Raw genomic sequence first — 14,942 nt, 5'->3', positions numbered from 1 at the left:
TCTCCTTATGCGCAGCCTGATGTCTTCTGGAATTCCTTGACCTCTTTCACCACGTCTTTCATCTTCAAACCGGAAGTATTGACGATATCCGTCCAGCTTTTTCCGTCTTTTTTCATTTTCATGATGTCCTTGCCGGGCTTTTTGGAAAGGTTTGTGATGACTATTGCAGCAAGCGCCTCCCCGGGGGTGAGTTCTTTCATCGCGCTTTCGATAACGTCGTCAGGCACCGTTTCAAAGAAATAGGCTTTGACCTGATCTGTAAACCTTTTTATCTCCTTTGGGGTGACACGTTTCTTGTTCGTTATCGCTATCCGTTCTTTTAACTCTTCTTCCGTGCCTTTTTCTGCGGCTGAAACTATTGAGACCATCACCGGCAGAATAAAAGAAAATGAGAGAATCAGAATTAGAAGCTTTTTAATTGTTTTTGTTTTCACTTTGCACTACCTCCTGTTTGTTCAATCGGATAATTTTTGGCAGCCGCCTTGTTGATTGTTCCAGTCATCGCCTCTCCTCCGGCATAGCCTTTGATCCATGAGGCATAGCCGAATAGCAGTGTATACGCATCATATCCCAGCATCCTCAAGCCCACTACCGGAAGATTCTCAAGCTGGCCTGTGGCGCACGCGAGCACGAGCTTTTTGTCCTTCGGAAGTCTTGACAGATTCTCCGGATTCAGGACCGTGTAATACGGCATATGCACTGCTGCCGGGATATGTCCTTCATTGAACTCATCAACACCGGGTCTCACATCCAAAATCATGAAATCCGTCTTTCCGGTCTTAATCCACATGTAAACTTCATCCGAAGTCACCTGCCAGCCGCCGTCCTCAGGAGCTTTCATGAGCACACCGGACATCTTCTTTGCCAGGTCATCCTCTGCAATTGCAGGCAGAGATAAGCAAAGGGCAAAGAGCATAGAGCAAAGGGTAAGGACAGCTATAATTTTGAAATTTGAATCTTGAATCTTGAAATTTATCATTTTGTTCCTCCTTTAAACAGCCATCCCTGCAACAGCGTTATCAGCGCCGGCAGAAAGATTATTGTCATTACTGCGCTGAGAAGCATCATGCTGACAATGAACGCGCCCACAGTGATGTACGGTGTTAACGGCGCAAAGAGCATCACTGAAAACGCCGATGCAAAAAGCACCGCATTGCGCATTATTCCTTTGCCGGGGCGTGCGGCAGTCCATAATAAAGCGTCAGTGACAAGTGACGAGTTCAACGGCTGAGAAGATGAGCCTAAACTTCCTATCTTCTTAACTTCTGTAGTTTCTGCCATCCTCTGCTTAAACCTGCTGATGAAATGGATCGCAAAGTCCACTGCCATGCCGAGCGACAGGCACGAAAGCACGGCTATTGGCATATCAAAGTCTTTGCCGATAAATCCCACTACCCCATAGATGAGCAGGATTGTAAAAAGCAGCGGCGTGTAGCCCACTATCGCCCATTTCACGGAGTGGAAGTTAAAGACGAGGATGACAAAGACCGCTATCAGCGCAATTATAAAACCCTTTATCATGTCCGAAAGCACTTCATCGTTCCAGATAAGATTGAACCAGGCAATGCCTGCGGGTTTGAGTTCCATCTGTACCGGTTTGGATATCTTGTATTCATCCACCGCCTTTATCACATCCCTCATTGCCTGCGCATCCCAAGTCTTAAGCTGCACCCATATATTCGCCTTTTGAAAAGGATAGTCAACGACATTGTCCAGATCAGTGGGTTTTGCCGACATTGAGAACAAAAATAAATATTGACCTATCGTGTCTTTTGTTTCAGGCACAACATCATATTTGGGATCATCGTTATGGAGTACGCGGTTTATCCTTTTCACGTAATCAACAACCGAAGACGTCTTCCCGACTACGGGAAGTTTCTCAAGGTGCCTCTGAAGTCCCTCTATATACCGCATGGCCTCAGGTGTCTTTATGAAATCTTCTTTTTCTGAAATAGCCACAACATAACCAAGGGATGTGCCGCCGAGTGCCTGATTCATGACCGTATCGGCAACACGTACTTCGCTGTCTTTCTTGAACCACTCGACCATATTATTGTTAACAACTGTTTTTGTTAAACCTATGATTGCCAGCACAAAAAATATCAGGCCGACAAAGACGGTAGTTTTTGGCTTGTGCGCTCCGAAGCCGGCAAGCTTCTTCAGGAACTGTGACGTCCTGCCCGATTCAGCATCTTCAGACCTGGACGCCTTCTCTATATGTTCCTCTTTCACAAAGGTAAACATCGCGGGTATGAAGCTGAAGCTTAGAATTCTCAGGGCAACCGTGCCGAATGCGACCATTCCTCCAAAAACCTTGACCGGGATTATGTGCATGAATAAAAGCACACCGAATCCCACCGCAGTCGCAAGCGCGGTATAACGCACGGGACGGCTCACTGCATGCATCGTCTCGATTATCGCAGTCTTCTTGTCTGTTTTCTCTTTGCAGCGGAAGTAAAATTCGTTGAAGATATGTATGCTGTCCGTAGCAATCGCCATCAAAAATACGGGGGCCATCGAGGTCATGATATGAACAGGAAATCCAAAAGCCAATAAAAGACCCATACTCCAGACAATGCTCACCATAGCGTCCATCATCAGGGTGATAGACAGGAAAATGTCCCTGAACATAAGATACCGGACAATAAGCATGATCATCCCTGCTATAGGCGCGAAGACTGCCATGAGCTTGAACATCTCCACTCCGAAGGTGTCCCTTGCTACAGGGTCGCCTGCAATATAATATTTCTCATCGGCCTTTTCTTTACTCACTATCTCTCTTATCTTGTCCGCTATCTCTTTGCCGTTTGCTCCTTTTTCGAGAGGAATGTAGATTGCCGTGGTCTTCCCGTCTTTTGAGATAATGCGGTTTATAAAAAGCGGATTTTCAAAGAGCATTTTCCGGAGACTCTGCATCTCTGTGTCATCTTTCGGAACTTCGGTCATAAGCGGCGCCACCTTCAAGGCGCTTTCCTCCGCCGATACATTAGTAATGGTGGGGAAGCTGTTTACGTCTCTCGCCGCCACGCCTTTAATAGTCAGGATTTCATCTGTAATACGGATTATCTTTGAAAGCGTTCCCTGGTTGAGAATGCCCTTGTCATTCACTATCCCGACAACTATCATGTCCTCATAGAGACTGAAGGTTTTATCCACTTCGTCATTCCATATCCTGACTTCGGAGGTCTCGGGCAGCATGTGCTTGGGGTTGGTATCGGTCCTGATCTTCGTGAACTGGGTCATAGAGATGAGGGTAACGAGTATTGTCAGCAGCACCACCAGTTTTGGGTGATTTACCGAGAATTCAACAAGTGAAAACTTACGCATTTTCTATCTCCTCCCAAAGAAATATATTAGAAGTTAAGAATATTCTAAAGTCTGCAAGTGCCAGATAAAAAAATATTACTTTTTCGCAAGCCTCCTGACCATCTTATGTCCTTCCTGAAATTTATCGAGCAGCACTTCCCTCATCAGACCGCACGCGGTGATTACTTTTTCATTTGAGACCCTATAGAAGATATTGTTTTTGTCTCTCCTTGATGTAAGGATGCCTTTTTGTTTCATGACCGCAAGATGTTGTGAGACATTTGAAGTTGATATGCCGAGCCTGTCGGCAATCTCACCGACACTCAGCTCCTTGTTCTCAAGGACGCTAAGGATCTCTATCCTCTTGGCGTTTCCCAGAGTCTTGCATATATCGGCATGTATCTCAAAAAGTTTCTTGCTCATGGCTATTTAACCACAAAATCTCATCCGCAGATTTCACAGATAACACAGATGGAAAAAGAAAGCTGCGTCAATCTGTGTTATCTGTGGATAAAGCATACTTTTTTTCAATCAGAACGTCAAATTCATATCTGCCTTTATAACTACTTCTTTATAATAAGTTGCAGGGTCAGCTACCTCTACGCCATCAACAAAGTCCTTTTTAGTCATGCCAAAAAGAGGGACGTTCAAGGGACAGGCCAGCAACCTCGCTCCTTCCTTGTAGAGCATGAAAAGCAGATCCTCAGCCGTAGGAAGGTTCATATCCTCCATCTTCTTCATAACGGCATCGCTCTCCTCTTTTGGCTGGTCCGGCAAACAAACAAGCTTGGTCACCTTGTCCTTATGAAGGGCGTTGACACCGCGCGACCCAAAAAAGATTGTGACCTTGGCCCCCTCTTTCAAGAGACTGTATGCTGTCATGAGCGCATTGTAGACCTGACACAGTTCATCATGGAAACACATTACAGAAACATTTTTAGTAATCTTTTCCATTTTCTTCCATCCTTATTGTTTAGAAGAAATTAATTTCCCGTCACTACCTGGTACCACATCCTGATCCCTGTGATTGCAATTATTACTGCGATGGCAAGGCGCAGATATTTTGTACTGACTTTCTTGCTGACGTTTCCGCCAACCTTTGCCCCGGGTATTGTGCCGATAACAAGGGCAAATGCATACGGCCAAATGATTTGTCCAGTTACCATCTTGCCGATGGTGCCCATGATCGCGCCCATGAAAACAATGCCCAGTGTGCTGCCGATAACGATGCGTGTAGGAATATTCAGCAGGTAGATCATCCCCGGGATATAAATGAATGCGCCGGGAGCGCCGACCATTCCTCCGAAAGTGCCTATCAAAAGGCTCACGAGCATCGCCAGCGGTTTGTTATATCGGACCTCATCGGGAGAGATGTTTTCACCCTGTTCGCGTTTCGGGATGAACATGACTATTGATGCGATTACAGCCATCGTAGCAAATATCGCCAGCAGGAATGCGCTCTTTGTGTACTTGGAGAACAGGGACCCTGCGAGGTTGCCGATGGCATTACATATTCCCATGTACAAAAGAAGCGACTTGCTGACAAAACGGTTTTTATTATGGACAATAAGTCCCGTCAGAGATGCGAAGAGGACCTGCACCATGCTTATTGCCGCCACCTGCTTCATATCGAGCTGCCCGACTCCCAAAAGCGGAGGGACGTAGAGAAGTAACGGTATCATGAATATTGCTCCCCCGAGACCGAGGAGGCCGGAGAGAAAACCTCCACCGAGACCGAGAAAGATGAGAGTCGTCAGAAAATGGATGTCCATATCAATAAATTAGTAACGAGTAAATTACGCAATGATCTTTTTCAGTTTTCGCGTCACTCGTTACTTTTTATTACGATTTCCCCTTCAGAATTCTGTTCCAGTAGAACCACGGCATTAAGTATTTGATCAACAACCACATGCTGTATCGTTCTTTGGCCGGCTCCAAAGGGAAAGTTGGCAGAAATTTGTTGTCATGGTCAAATTCCGCCAGCACCAGTTTGCCGTATCCCGTGATAAGCGGGCAGGATGTATAGCCGTTATATTTGGCCGGTAGATCGGTAAGGGACGTTCGCTCAATGGCAGAGAGCAGATTTTTCACCACAACAGGGGCCTGCTTGTGCACTGCCGCTCCTGTCTTTGTGTCGCCTGCGTTTGAAACATCACCCAGACTGAAAATGTTTTTATGCCTGTTGTGCTGCATGGTGACTTTGTCAATATCAATCCAGCCGAACGGATCATCTTTGACTGCGAGGGGGCTGTTTTTGATAAAGTCAGGGGCTGCAGCCAGAGGAGATACATGGAGCATATCGTACTGCGCGGTCACCTGCTCTTTACTGTCACCCTTAACGACCTCAAAGACAGCTTCTTTTGCCTCACCTCTGACTTCTTTCAACGTTGCCTGATAGGTAACTTTGATGCCGTACCGCTCGACTACTTTTAGAAGGAGTTCGTTAATTGCCTTGACCCGCAGAAGCCCTGGTTTCCCTGTGAAAAAAGATATATCGGCTTTATCCAATATGCCTCTTTTTCTGAAATTGTCCGCAGCGAGATACATTATTTTCTGCGGCGCGCCGCCGCATTTGTTGAATCCGCCGGGCTGTGTAAATACCACCTTGCCGCCTTTGAAATTCTTGATGCACTCGTAAGTATAAGGGGCGGTATTAAAGCTGTAAATCGAGCAGACGCCGTTTTTGCCTAAAGACTCGCGCAAGCCTTTTACCGCGTCCCACTTAAGCTGGGCGCCGCAGCAGACGACCATGTAATCATAAGTTATCCGTCCGCCTGACCCGGTTATCAGCGTGTTGCTTTCCGGCTCAAACTTGTCCGCGTTGTCTTTGATCCACGTTACATTTGCAGGGATATAATCGGCTTCATTCCGCACTGTGCTGTTAATGTCAAAAACACCTCCGCCCACAAGAGTCCATCCCGGTTGATAATAATGTTTTTCGGATGGTTCTACGATGGCTATATCAAGTTTTGAATCTTGACGCAGAAGCTGCGCGGCCACAGAAATGCCTGCGTTGCCGCCTCCAACAATTAAGATTTGATGATGTGCCTTCATCCTACCCTCCCTGATAATGATTGTTTCTAAAAAATTCCCACTACCTTGTCAGTCTCATTCATTAAATCTATCAGCCTGCCGTAGTCTATCGGCTTGCCGGATATTTCATTTTCATTAATTCCCCTGAGTTTCAGCTCGTCAAGGAGAACATATAAGGAGCTGTCATTTAAATTTCTTGAAGCGTAGACGGCATTTTGCAAAAGACAGATATCGGCGCTCATATCTTTTGCAAGGTTGAATGCGGTCTTGAATTCTTTTGTTTCCGGCGCGCTTGAGATCAGAAAAAGCATCATTGCCTCCTAAAATATCATCACTGATTGTGCGTCTTTTATAGCCTGCTTTAAAATTTCTCCGTCGTCGATCTTCACGCCATCAACGAGGTCGTCTTCGTTTAGGTTGTATTCTTTCAGTGAATTCCTATCCGCATAAATTTCCATTTCGCCTGAAAGCAGTTCAAGGCTTTCGCCAAGCCCTGTAAAGCCGGTGCTGCCGGTGTCCTGGTTTTTCCTCGCAGTATAAACCCCGCTGTCTATCAAGTAGAGAGTCGCCTTATAATCAAAACCCGAAGCGCCTCCCGCATGTCTTACTGCCTCCGCGGCATTGATGACACCATAGGGCGGTTTGCGTAAAATTACCAAAAGATTATCCATAGCGTTTGCTCCTTAAAGACCGAGATTAATGAATATGTCAGACTGTTTCATCAAAGTGAAAAGTCCCTTCAACGCGCCTTTTTGAGGACCTTCGATGTAGTTTTCTTCCGCGATACAGCGGAAATTTACACAGCCGCCTCAGAGGTCAACCTTCAGCCCTTTGTCGATCAATGATTTGAATCCGTCTGCAGCGTGAGGGAGTCCCCTGCCTTTTTGTCCTTTGAGGAAATTGTACACGCCGTCTGCTGATGCAACCACATGCGTTTCCAACCCTTTGGCAAGGGCAGCTTCAGCAAGCTTCATGGCCGTGTAAGTATTTTCGAAAGAGTATGGCGAGGTATTTAAAAACAGGGTTAGTTTCTTTGCCACTATCTTCTCCTTTCACCGGGGTATGTGCCTTTCTTGGTAACAGGGCAGCATTCGGGACCCGGCAATTCTCCGGCGTATTCTTTATTAAGAATTTTTAGCAAATCGAGGATGAAAGGATTTTTCAAAAAATAGCACCTGAGTCTGCCGTCAATAAAAAAATCAATTATCCCGGCAAGCCTGAGGGCAGAAAGATGTTGTGATATATTTGGCTGGCTTATCTCAAGGAATTCCTGGAAATCACTCACACACTTTACGCCCTTCGACAATTCATCCAATATTGCTATTCTGGCGGGATGGGAAACAACCTTTAGAAGCTCTATACGTGATGTCGATTCATTCATATTCAAATATTAGAATATGTGAATATATTTGTCAACTGATTATTGTCAATCTGGAAATGCATGCCAATTACCCTGTTCTTGAAATATGCTCAACTATTTGCACAATAACGCAAATTTGGAATTTTTATAGGAACTATAAAGAGACATAAAAAAAGCTTGACATTGATAACACATTAAGGCCTAATAGTAATATAAGCATTTCTGAAAAAGAACAATTCTGTACGAATAGAACACATAAAAATATATTCTGGGAGGTACAAGATGAAAAAATTCCTAAAGCATAATTCAATATTGCTTGTCTTATTGGCGAGTATTATTCTGTTTGCAGCCAATGCTTCGGCTGTAATGGATCCTTATTTATTTTTTACTACAGGTAATTATTCTTATAATGCCGGTACAAAAGAACTTACTTTCATAGATGTTGCCTCGGACATGATACATTATACTGATGATTCTTATGGTTTTTTTGGTGATGACCCTATCATAGGGGCTACGTTGTCATTTGGTACACTTATGAACAGCGCCTCGAATAACCTGATTTTTGGTCCCACAACTTTTACGATTGGCGGATTCCTGACTGCAAACGTTTCCAATTTTGTTGTTTCAAATTCTCAATTGAGTTGGGGCAATCTTTATGATATTCAGCGTCTTGATGGCGGTTCTTCACGGTATATAGATGAATTACTTGCAAATGGCATGGGTCGCGGCAATATTGCAATAAGTTTTACGCCAATAGGCGGAGGAATAGAAACATTTACATCTGATTCTTCGGGTTCTGTTTCTGCCCAGGTAGCTGCACCCGAACCAGTAAGCTCAATACTATTTGTTGCCGGTGGCGCAACATTGGCCTTTAGAAGATATCGCAGTAAAAAGATTTCATAGCCTTTCTTAATTTATTAACCGAAAGAAGTTATTTTTTTAAGGACAATTATTGCTTCATTGATAAGAATGAGCATCAAATAGATATTGTTTTAATTTCATTAAATACACAAAAGACAAAGGAGGAACTAAAAATGGGAAGTTATAACCGAAGATTATTGGTAGCATTAATAGCTGTTTTATCTCTGATGATTTTTGCGGAGTATAGTCATGCAGTTACTTTACTTCCGTGGGTACGTTTTGGCGGTACTTATCAGGCTACTGCCGGAATCGGCACTGGCTCATTGACTCTTAACGCGACTGTAAAGGAAATGGACTATAATAACCTCGATGTTTGGAAAGCGAATGTTGCCGGCATTGAAACTATTTTTGGTGCGAGAGTGGTTCTTTCCGGAGCCGCCAGAACCGGAGATTATAGTTTCAATGGTGATCCTGCAAATCCTAATGATGTCACTTTTTCAATCGTTTCATCGGATGGTTATGTTTATTTTACTTCTGTGTTAGCTGACAGTGTATTTACGCAACAAGGTACGAATTTTGTCTGGATGAATCAAAATTTGACTGCCAATAACCCAGCCACTCTCAATTTGCTGAATGTAACCTTGGGTACGAATGCTGATGGTTTACATCCCTCAAGGTATATAGACGAATTGTCAGCTTATATGGGTTCTACAAACGTAAGCGGATTGAAGATGCAATTATTTGTCCCTTCATCAGGGAATTTTACAACAAACAGCTCCGGCGCAATTTCATATGGTTTAATTGATGGCCTTCAGTCACTGAATACTCCTCCAGTTGCCAATGCCGGTCAGGATAAAATTATTACAACCGATCAAGTTGTCGGTACTACGATTAATGGGACTGTAACTGATGCGGATGGCGCTTCTACACTCAAATGCCGCTGGACAGAGACAAATGAAACAGGAAATGTTTTACGTGAATTACTGGGTTTGACCTCTGTCGGGTTAGATGGTGCATGCCCTCTGAATATAAGCGCTCTCGCACTTCCTATAGGAACATATTACCTGACACTTGAAGCATACGACGGGGAGGTAACATCATTAGATAGTATGACGTTGACAATAAACAACACTGCTCCTCGTGCTAATGCCGGACCCGATGATATTATAACGACTGAACAAGCAGCGACGTACACAATAACGGGCTCTGCAACAGATTTTGATGGCAGTGCGCTCTTATGCCTCTGGACAGTGGACGGGGTCCCTCAGGGTTCGACCCCTGGCATTCCCACCGTAACAGGCGTTGATTGCCCTCTGAATATAAGCACCCTTTCACTTGCCGTAGGACCACATACGCTGACACTTGCAGCGAGCGACGGCCTGGCGACCTCATCGGATGATATGATGTTGACAATAACCAACACACCGCCGATTGCCAATGCCGGAGAAAACATCATTATTACAAGCGACCTTGTTGCCGCAACCACGATTGAAGGCACTGCCAAAGATTTCGATGGCGATGTGCTTTCATGCCGCTGGATGGAAGGTGTAACTGTCTTACAGGATTGGACTACTGGCGTTCCCATTACTGTTGTGTCAGGCAGTAGTGTTCAATGCCCTCTGACTTTAGGCTCTCTTTCATTAAGCTTCGGGTCACATAACCTGACCCTTGAAGCGAATGACGGGCAGGCAACATCATCAAACAACATGGTATTGACATTAAGCAACTCCGCACCTCATGCAGCCCCGAACGGATCAGGTGTTTATCAAATTAACACACCTGTAGTATTGACGGCTGATGTATCTGATTTAGATAACGACCCTTTGCATTATGAATGGACAGATGGAACAACTGTATTATGTTCCGGAGATATTCAGCCGGTGGGAGGAACTGCCATGCTTCCTGATTGTGTGGTATCAAACCTGAGCCTCGGTATTCATACAATCAGCCTTCAGGTGTCTGATGTATATAATTTACCGGAGACAAAAAGCGTTACAGTTCAGATAATTGATTCCACGGCTCCGACAATTAAACCTGTTGCAAATAAATATATCCTCTGGCCGCCAAACCATCAAATGGTTAATATTGCTATTGCAGCAAACGCATCCGACAACAGCGGGTGTCCTGTTACACTAAACGCAAACGTTAAGAGCAATGAACCTGAATATGGTTTAGGCAGCGGAGACATGGGACCTGACTGGACTCAGCCGGTAATAGACCAGGCTACAGGAATGATTTCCTTGCAACTGCGTGCTGAGCGTTCAGGCCGCGGTAAAGGCAGGATTTATACCGTAACCATAACAGCAACAGATTGTTCAGGCAACATCAGTACAGCTAAGGTGAAAATCCGTGTTCCTCACGATAAGGACAATGAAGATAGAAAGAGAGAGGATAAGGAAGAGCGTGATAGAGACGACAGGCATGACAAAAAAGATTGCAACGATGATAGAGATGATTGAAAAGTAAATAACACTTAAATTTTAAAAAGGGGAGCATGTTGCATGCTTCCCTTTTTTTATTATGTGAGTTCGACAGGACCGCAGATTGAAAGTATATCTTTTTAAACAGTCACAACCCTATGATTGCTTATAATTTTTCCAACCACTCTGCTTCCTCAATATAATATTAAATTCAATTAAAGTTAAAACTTATTAAGCCGATAAAACTATCGGAGCTTACATGGCTGATTTATCAGTGCATGTGTGGTATAGTAACGGTACTGCGGAAGTTTATTTTTATCTTGCATAACTAACCATGAAGCTTGAAGAGCATACGGCATTCTCAGCAGTTATTTCAGGGGGGCTTTATTCAGTTACCAGGTCCTGGGAACTGGCTTTTGCCTGCCTGATGTCTGGTATATTCATCGATTTAGACCATATCATTGACTACTTAATTGAATATGGCCGGCCTTTTAAAGTAAAGAAATTTTTCAGAGTTTGTTATGCTGGTAAATTACAGAAAGCAAGGTTAATATTGCACGGATGGGAATGGGTATTCTTTTTATTTATATTTTCATGGCTGACCGGCTGGGACCTGTGGATTACAGGAGTGCTTATCGGATTCGGGCATCACATAGTCCTTGATAGTTTCAGCAACGGCGCCCATACCTGGAGCTATTTTCTTTTTTGGAGATGGCGAAATGATTTTGATCACCAGGTGTGTTTCCCCGGATTTGCACAGCAGCAAAAAGTGAAAGATAACAGCTTGTCCACGTCATTTCATAAAGAGTAAAAAGCCATTGGCGAAATAAAACACGCCTGCCACCCCGCATAAAAGACCGAGCAGCCAGACCGGCTTCTTCTTTAACAGCGCGGCGACTGATGAAAGCAGTATTGCTATCTGCAGGAATATCACCGCCATCCCGAACATCTGGGAATGTATTTGCGCACCATCCCTAATAAATTCGTCATCTCTCGCTTCTTTTTCAATTGTCGCCTTCTCCTCTTCATATTTTTTTATTTTTTTGGAATAGGCATCAATCTTTTTCTCATAATCTTCGATTATTGGTGAAGGGAGCTGAGATCTTTTTTCAATGAGTTCAAGTTCGAGCTTTTCTTTTTGTATCTCATAAATATAGCTTTTAATGCTTTTGGACTGGTAGTAGGCCCACTGGTTTGATGCTTGGGACTGGGCCAGCACCGAGCGGGTGGAATATCCCGCGCCTTTGAAAGTGGACAAAGTTGCGCACACCGCAAATATAATAGTTGTCAAGGCAAGGTAATTCAGCCAGGGTTCTTTTTTCTCTTCGGCCATTTAATCCTCCAAATATATTTTGTTTTAATTTGTGCAAAATCAATAACAGGCGGGACACAATATCCAGCTTTTGATCCATTTGCTGAAGAAAGTTTCCTGAACGGGGATTATTTTAACATATTGCTGTTTGGTTCCGGCTTCAAATTCAGCGGAGATATTAATACAAATCTTCCAGCTTTCCGTGACACGCCTGGCAGAGAATTTTAGGCAGACGATGCCTGTAGTTTTCGCTTGCTCCCTTTGCGCCGCGCCGCCCTTTAGGGATGACCCCCTTCTCGTGCGGGTTATGGCAGGTAATGCAGGTAAGCTTTCCTTCTTCGTCAAGCGGAAGCACTGTTTCGAACTTGTCTTCCAGCATCTGCATTCTTATGTACATTTTGGTCGAGGGTACCCGGTAGTGGTCGATCCCTCCTGGATGCCTGATCATATCGCCGTGGCATCTCTGGCAGATCATCTTTAAATCGCCGATAAGCTTGACGTCCTTGTAGTCGGCGGTTTTTTCATCCGGTTTTTCCACATGGCAGTAAAGGCATATCTCGGGAATGATCTTGCCTTTTTCATCCCTTTGCATATGAGGATTGAGTTTCTGGTATTTTTGTTCTTCGTGACACTTAAAACATATATCCGTCCTCTTTTTTACATCTCCCCGGAGAAACAGCATCTGCAGCCTGTAATATCTCCGCTCCCACTCACCGGTCTGAACAAACTCCGGGTTTTCCTGACACTGTTTGTAAATATCGTGACAGGTGGTACAGGTAATCTTCCCGTTTTTAAGAGGGAAGTCCTTCGGAATCCTTGCCTTTTTTTCTTTGGACGGCTCTATTTCCACAGGATGTATGTAGGTGGCCGGTGTATAACCATGGCATCTGCACAACTGAGTGAAATCTCCGCCGAACTTTAAATGAGCAGCTTTATCTTTTCCGGGTATCTTCTCATGGCATTCGTCACAGTATTTGCCGGTAAAGTGAAGGTTGGTTTTGAATGTAACATCCTTATTAACAAACCCGGATACGTCCAACTGGTTTTTTTCTGCAGTTGTCTTGCTGGCGACAGGGGAGAGACAAATAGAAATTATCAGCAGAATAGACAATATGAATCTTTTGGAAAGCATATCCTATTATCGTACTTTCCATGGAAGAATTTAAATAGCTGCAAGTTTAATGTTAGAACCGGATAGTTGTGATATAAAGAAGTGACAATTATCGGCTTTTAAATATCTAATAGAGGTTTGACCCAGACCCTCCATAAGCTTCTCCTCCTTGATGGGGACATTTTACCTTTGCAATTATTGGGGGTCATTATCCCTTTGCTATCACAACAACCTAAAAATTCATTGACAATTTTTTTGGGAGATGCCATAATTTCTCCCGGAGTTTCAGAAGTTTTTGTAAGTAACGAAGTAAGGACCACAAAGACTTTTGCTTTGTGGTCTTTTTTGTTAATGGAGATGTGCTCTGAAGCTTTAGTCCAAAAGTAAGGAGGGAAAAAATGGCAAAAGGAACAGTAAAGTGGTTCAATGAAGCAAAAGGCTATGGCTTTATCTCAAGTGAAGATGGCGCGGATGTATTTGTCCATTATTCTTCGATCGACGGCGATGGCTTCAAGTCCCTTGCCGAAGGTGACTCAGTCAGCTTTAATACTGAAAACGGACCTAAGGGCCAAAAGGCAGTCAATGTAGTTAAACTGTAATTCACTGAAAGGGCCCTTCCTGTCATGCAGGGAGGGTCTTTTTTTACCATCTGATCAACGCCAGAAAAACCCCATAAGAACGATAAAAATAATTGCCTTGGTCAATTCTATATTGCCTGTGGTCCTGAGTTTTTCCTCCCTCAGCCAGACAGCGGTCGCTATATTTTCAATGAGAGGCAAAAGCAGAAGAGTAGAGAAATCCAAAAGATAAAATACGCTAACTGCGGCAGCGCAATAAAGTATCATCAGCCGCCTGAAAAAAAGCGTCTTCCTGGTCCTTACCCGCACCTTGAAAACACCTGCCGCAAAGAACATTGTGACAGCGAGATACAGTTTCCATGACATCTCCCCGGTCATTGCAAAATAAACGACCGGCGCGGCAATGGTCAGCAGTGCAAATCCGTTCAATTCGGTAACTATGTGATGTTCCTTCCCGCGAGACAGAAGGACCGCGTAGCTTGCTATCAGCAATGAGAAGATCAAGAATGTCCTTAGCCCTTCGATCAAAAAGGGGACCAGTGATGCAAACCCCGTAAGTGCGAAAAATGAAAACCACATAATGTGCTCTCTTTTTTCTTTTGCCCTCAATGCCGAGGTAAGAGGATTTTTTGAGTTTATCAGAAGTGTCAGTCCCAGAACAGTAAGTGCGGTTTTGCTGCCGGATTCCCTCCCTGTCAACCATGGCCTTGTCAGCAGGCCTGAGATAAGTCCGGCGAGAACGGATGAGAAAAACACCGCCCATGAACCCCATTCTTTGACAATTGGAACTTTCATGTTTTAATGATAAAAAATATAAACGGCCTCAAACAATGAGATAAGTCATATCATTCCCCGGCCGCAATTTTTCACCTCATCACCTTCGTTAGCTATGCCGGTGAACTGTATACTTATACATACAATAGTCAAAAAATTGAATCAAGTAGTAACTGACAAGAAGACA

At 44.1% G+C, this 14,942-nt stretch carries 18 protein-coding genes; 4 read left to right on the top strand and 14 right to left on the bottom strand.

Annotation, left to right across the window (positions count from 1 at the left end; translation table 11 throughout):
* Nucleotides 1-5 precede the first annotated feature (5 nt).
* The 11 genes from HZB61_13085 to HZB61_13035 all read right to left on the bottom strand — a co-directional run bounded on the left by HZB61_13085 (nucleotide 6) and on the right by HZB61_13035 (nucleotide 7,720).
* On the bottom strand, nucleotides 6-434 hold the full coding sequence (locus HZB61_13085) for a hypothetical protein (GenBank protein ID MBI5057541.1): 429 nt from the start codon (nucleotides 432-434) through the stop codon (nucleotides 6-8).
* Nucleotides 431-979 (bottom strand): rhodanese-like domain-containing protein, encoded by a 549-nt coding sequence (locus HZB61_13080; GenBank protein MBI5057540.1) that lies wholly within the window; start codon nucleotides 977-979, stop codon nucleotides 431-433. Before HZB61_13080 ends, HZB61_13085 begins: the two co-directional genes overlap by 4 nt.
* Nucleotides 976-3,327, bottom strand: coding sequence for an MMPL family transporter (locus tag HZB61_13075; GenBank protein MBI5057539.1), 2,352 nt, complete (start codon nucleotides 3,325-3,327; stop codon nucleotides 976-978). The genes HZB61_13080 and HZB61_13075 overlap by 4 nt, the downstream gene beginning before the upstream one ends.
* Nucleotides 3,328-3,402: 75 nt before the next feature.
* The gene (locus HZB61_13070) at nucleotides 3,403-3,729 is read right to left on the bottom strand and encodes a winged helix-turn-helix transcriptional regulator (protein ID MBI5057538.1); all 327 of its coding nucleotides are present in this window, start codon (nucleotides 3,727-3,729) and stop codon (nucleotides 3,403-3,405) included.
* 108 nt (nucleotides 3,730-3,837) lie between these two features.
* A complete protein-coding gene (locus tag HZB61_13065) occupies nucleotides 3,838-4,260 on the bottom strand; it encodes a DsrE/DsrF/DrsH-like family protein (protein MBI5057537.1) in 423 nt (140 codons plus the stop codon).
* Nucleotides 4,261-4,289: 29 nt separating this feature from the next.
* Nucleotides 4,290-5,063 carry a sulfite exporter TauE/SafE family protein gene (locus tag HZB61_13060; GenBank protein ID MBI5057536.1) on the bottom strand — a complete coding sequence of 258 codons (774 nt, stop codon included), beginning with the start codon at nucleotides 5,061-5,063 and terminating at the stop codon, nucleotides 4,290-4,292.
* 85 nt (nucleotides 5,064-5,148) lie between these two features.
* A complete protein-coding gene (locus HZB61_13055) occupies nucleotides 5,149-6,360 on the bottom strand; it encodes an NAD(P)/FAD-dependent oxidoreductase (protein MBI5057535.1) in 1,212 nt (403 codons plus the stop codon).
* A gap of 26 nt (nucleotides 6,361-6,386) precedes the next feature.
* Nucleotides 6,387-6,653: a hypothetical protein gene (locus tag HZB61_13050; GenBank protein ID MBI5057534.1), complete on the bottom strand. Its 267-nt coding sequence runs from the start codon at nucleotides 6,651-6,653 to the stop codon at nucleotides 6,387-6,389.
* Nucleotides 6,654-6,659: 6 nt separating this feature from the next.
* Nucleotides 6,660-7,010 carry a DsrE family protein gene (locus HZB61_13045; GenBank protein ID MBI5057533.1) on the bottom strand — a complete coding sequence of 117 codons (351 nt, stop codon included), beginning with the start codon at nucleotides 7,008-7,010 and terminating at the stop codon, nucleotides 6,660-6,662.
* A gap of 138 nt (nucleotides 7,011-7,148) precedes the next feature.
* Nucleotides 7,149-7,379 (bottom strand): DsrE family protein, encoded by a 231-nt coding sequence (locus HZB61_13040; GenBank protein ID MBI5057532.1) that lies wholly within the window; start codon nucleotides 7,377-7,379, stop codon nucleotides 7,149-7,151.
* Entirely contained in the window at nucleotides 7,379-7,720 is a 342-nt protein-coding gene (locus HZB61_13035) for a helix-turn-helix transcriptional regulator (GenBank protein MBI5057531.1), read from the bottom strand. The genes HZB61_13040 and HZB61_13035 overlap by 1 nt, the downstream gene beginning before the upstream one ends.
* Nucleotides 7,721-7,981: 261 nt before the next feature.
* On the opposite strand from HZB61_13035, the gene HZB61_13030 reads away from it, so the two are divergent.
* From HZB61_13030 to HZB61_13020, 3 genes are all read left to right on the top strand, one after another.
* Nucleotides 7,982-8,602: a hypothetical protein gene (locus HZB61_13030; GenBank protein ID MBI5057530.1), complete on the top strand. Its 621-nt coding sequence runs from the start codon at nucleotides 7,982-7,984 to the stop codon at nucleotides 8,600-8,602.
* A 131-nt stretch (nucleotides 8,603-8,733) separates the two neighbouring features.
* The gene (locus tag HZB61_13025) at nucleotides 8,734-11,019 is read left to right on the top strand and encodes a hypothetical protein (protein MBI5057529.1); all 2,286 of its coding nucleotides are present in this window, start codon (nucleotides 8,734-8,736) and stop codon (nucleotides 11,017-11,019) included.
* Between the two features lie 295 nt (nucleotides 11,020-11,314).
* Entirely contained in the window at nucleotides 11,315-11,791 is a 477-nt protein-coding gene (locus HZB61_13020) for a hypothetical protein (protein ID MBI5057528.1), read from the top strand.
* Here HZB61_13020 and HZB61_13015 read toward each other — a convergent pair.
* Together HZB61_13015 and HZB61_13010 are read right to left on the bottom strand one after the other, a co-directional pair.
* Nucleotides 11,774-12,313: a DUF4337 domain-containing protein gene (locus HZB61_13015; GenBank protein ID MBI5057527.1), complete on the bottom strand. Its 540-nt coding sequence runs from the start codon at nucleotides 12,311-12,313 to the stop codon at nucleotides 11,774-11,776. The genes HZB61_13020 and HZB61_13015 overlap by 18 nt on opposite strands.
* 157 nt (nucleotides 12,314-12,470) lie before the next feature.
* Nucleotides 12,471-13,424 (bottom strand): hypothetical protein, encoded by a 954-nt coding sequence (locus tag HZB61_13010; GenBank protein ID MBI5057526.1) that lies wholly within the window; start codon nucleotides 13,422-13,424, stop codon nucleotides 12,471-12,473.
* Nucleotides 13,425-13,801: 377 nt separating this feature from the next.
* On the opposite strand from HZB61_13010, the gene HZB61_13005 reads away from it, so the two are divergent.
* A complete protein-coding gene (locus HZB61_13005) occupies nucleotides 13,802-14,002 on the top strand; it encodes a cold-shock protein (protein ID MBI5057525.1) in 201 nt (66 codons plus the stop codon).
* A 54-nt stretch (nucleotides 14,003-14,056) separates the two neighbouring features.
* Here HZB61_13005 and HZB61_13000 read toward each other — a convergent pair whose 3' ends face one another.
* Nucleotides 14,057-14,776: a YwiC-like family protein gene (locus HZB61_13000; protein MBI5057524.1), complete on the bottom strand. Its 720-nt coding sequence runs from the start codon at nucleotides 14,774-14,776 to the stop codon at nucleotides 14,057-14,059.
* Nucleotides 14,777-14,942 lie beyond the last annotated feature (166 nt).

The organism is Nitrospirota bacterium, assembly GCA_016214845.1.
Classification (GTDB): domain Bacteria; phylum Nitrospirota; class Thermodesulfovibrionia; order UBA6902; family UBA6902; genus SURF-23.
The sequence above is the reverse complement of the archived record's forward strand: the minus strand, read 5'-3'. Positions and strand labels throughout refer to the sequence as shown.

Excerpts from the sequence above, each read along its gene's own strand:
- HZB61_13080 (MBI5057540.1), bottom strand. The coding sequence starts at position 979 with ATGATAAATTTCAAGATTCAAGATTCAAATTTCAAAATTATAGCTGTC.
- HZB61_13075 (MBI5057539.1), bottom strand. The coding sequence starts at position 3,327 with ATGCGTAAGTTTTCACTTGTTGAATTCTCGGTAAATCACCCAAAACTG.
- HZB61_13070 (MBI5057538.1), bottom strand. The coding sequence starts at position 3,729 with ATGAGCAAGAAACTTTTTGAGATACATGCCGATATATGCAAGACTCTG.
- HZB61_13065 (MBI5057537.1), bottom strand. The coding sequence starts at position 4,260 with ATGGAAAAGATTACTAAAAATGTTTCTGTAATGTGTTTCCATGATGAA.
- HZB61_13055 (MBI5057535.1), bottom strand. The coding sequence starts at position 6,360 with ATGAAGGCACATCATCAAATCTTAATTGTTGGAGGCGGCAACGCAGGC.
- HZB61_13050 (MBI5057534.1), bottom strand. The coding sequence starts at position 6,653 with ATGATGCTTTTTCTGATCTCAAGCGCGCCGGAAACAAAAGAATTCAAG.
- HZB61_13045 (MBI5057533.1), bottom strand. The coding sequence starts at position 7,010 with ATGGATAATCTTTTGGTAATTTTACGCAAACCGCCCTATGGTGTCATC.
- HZB61_13035 (MBI5057531.1), bottom strand. The coding sequence starts at position 7,720 with ATGAATGAATCGACATCACGTATAGAGCTTCTAAAGGTTGTTTCCCAT.
- HZB61_13030 (MBI5057530.1), top strand. The coding sequence starts at position 7,982 with ATGAAAAAATTCCTAAAGCATAATTCAATATTGCTTGTCTTATTGGCG.
- HZB61_13025 (MBI5057529.1), top strand. The coding sequence starts at position 8,734 with ATGGGAAGTTATAACCGAAGATTATTGGTAGCATTAATAGCTGTTTTA.
- HZB61_13020 (MBI5057528.1), top strand. The coding sequence starts at position 11,315 with ATGAAGCTTGAAGAGCATACGGCATTCTCAGCAGTTATTTCAGGGGGG.
- HZB61_13015 (MBI5057527.1), bottom strand. The coding sequence starts at position 12,313 with ATGGCCGAAGAGAAAAAAGAACCCTGGCTGAATTACCTTGCCTTGACA.
- HZB61_13010 (MBI5057526.1), bottom strand. The coding sequence starts at position 13,424 with ATGCTTTCCAAAAGATTCATATTGTCTATTCTGCTGATAATTTCTATT.
- HZB61_13005 (MBI5057525.1), top strand. The coding sequence starts at position 13,802 with ATGGCAAAAGGAACAGTAAAGTGGTTCAATGAAGCAAAAGGCTATGGC.
- HZB61_13000 (MBI5057524.1), bottom strand. The coding sequence starts at position 14,776 with ATGAAAGTTCCAATTGTCAAAGAATGGGGTTCATGGGCGGTGTTTTTC.